The organism is Bacillus sp. P14.5, from assembly GCF_003316765.1.
Classification (GTDB): Bacteria; Bacillota; Bacilli; order Bacillales; family Bacillaceae_B; genus Rossellomorea.
The window spans coordinates 1-1,447 of the sequence record NZ_NIJF01000102.1 but is presented as its reverse complement, the minus strand read 5'-3'; the positions used below and the strand labels follow the sequence as shown (position 1 = coordinate 1,447).

Below are 1,447 nucleotides of genomic sequence, written 5' to 3'. Positions count from 1 at the left end.
CCTTTAAATAAGCGGAATTTCTTCCCTTATTTCTTAAATTTTCATTGGGGATAAGTTGCTGATGAAATCAATCAGCGGGTCTTTTGCGCTAAGCCGGTAAGAGGGGATTCAAGCCGCAGAGCAAACCACCAGTTCTCACTGGTGGTTTTGATTTTGCAATTTGGAGGTTAGGAAGATTACTCTTGGCTTCCATACTGGAAGAGCAGGGAGACCCTATGTTTATCTTAGTATGCGCTGAACGGGCTCTCCATGTTCTTATTTATCAGGGTTAACATCACGAAATTTTTCTGCCGTATAAGGCATGCTCGATTTTACGCTTTCAGTTGTCATCTCCGGGTATGAAAAGGNGGAAAGCTTTCCGCCGAATACGGCACCGGTATCAATGTTATAGGTCCGGTTAATGTTTCTCACTTCAGAAAATGGTGTATGTCCATACACAATATAGGCTCCCCTTTTATAATCGAATGCCCAGTTACCCCTTCTCGTACAGGAGTGCCGTCTTCGTTAGTTTCTCCTGTGATGTCTCCATACAGGACGAACGTTTTAACCTTCTTATTTTGCTTGCCAATGAGTTCCTCTTTGATTCCGGCATGGGCAATAATTAAATTCCCTGAATCAAGCTGTTGATAGAGTGGTGCATTTTCATATAGCTCAATGAACATCTTCTTGTATCGTGCCATTTCTTTTTCCGTAAGCCTGCCTAATTCCTCAATGGTTGTTTCAAGGCCATGGAGAATCTTGACCTTGTTCCCCAGAAAGTAGCGGTACAGCTTATTGCAGTGATTCCCCGGAACATAGTAAGCCAGTTTATTTTTCACCAGCTTCCAAACCGTTTCAATCACTTTCAGGGAGTTGGGACCGCGGTCTGTTAAGTCTCCCACAAATCCAAGCAGTCTGCCATCAGGGTGGATCGGAATCCCTGAATTCCACTGGTATCCAAGCTTGCCCGTCAACTCTTTAAATTCGTCAAAACAACCATGGATATCACCGATAATATCTATTTTCATAAGTCCTCTCCTTTCTATAAAACAAAAGTAAATAATATTTTAATTCAGCGAATAATCTTTTAGGGGAGACATTTTTAGAATTTGCTAGTATAATTAGGACTGCTTTAGTGACCTTAAAGGATTATAGTTCAGGAGTACACACACAGAGGTGTGCCTGCTCCTCTTATAATAATTCTCTTTCCTATATTTTAAACGGCACTTTTCTTTTATTCCTATAAAGAAAGTATACTGAAGCTTCATGCTAAAATAGCAGTATTCGTATAGATTGCTGCTCTCGGTAAAATCCTAAGAGCCTGATTTCACCCCTGGATACTATGAGGTTTCTCTCCAAATGGCGTGGACCGCTCTTTTCGCAAAGAGTGCGGCTATTGAGAATTAATGGATTTTCCGCTCCAGGCGAACGACTCCGCGCGGCTGGCCGCGGGAATTGGATTCATGGT

Annotated in this window: 1 pseudogene; it reads right to left on the bottom strand. The window is 42.1% G+C overall.

The features are described from left to right. Window positions 1-255: 255 nt before the first annotated feature. Window positions 256-1,007: pseudogene (gene prpE, locus B9Z54_RS20605) on the bottom strand (bis(5'-nucleosyl)-tetraphosphatase PrpE). Window positions 1,008-1,447 lie beyond the last annotated feature (440 nt).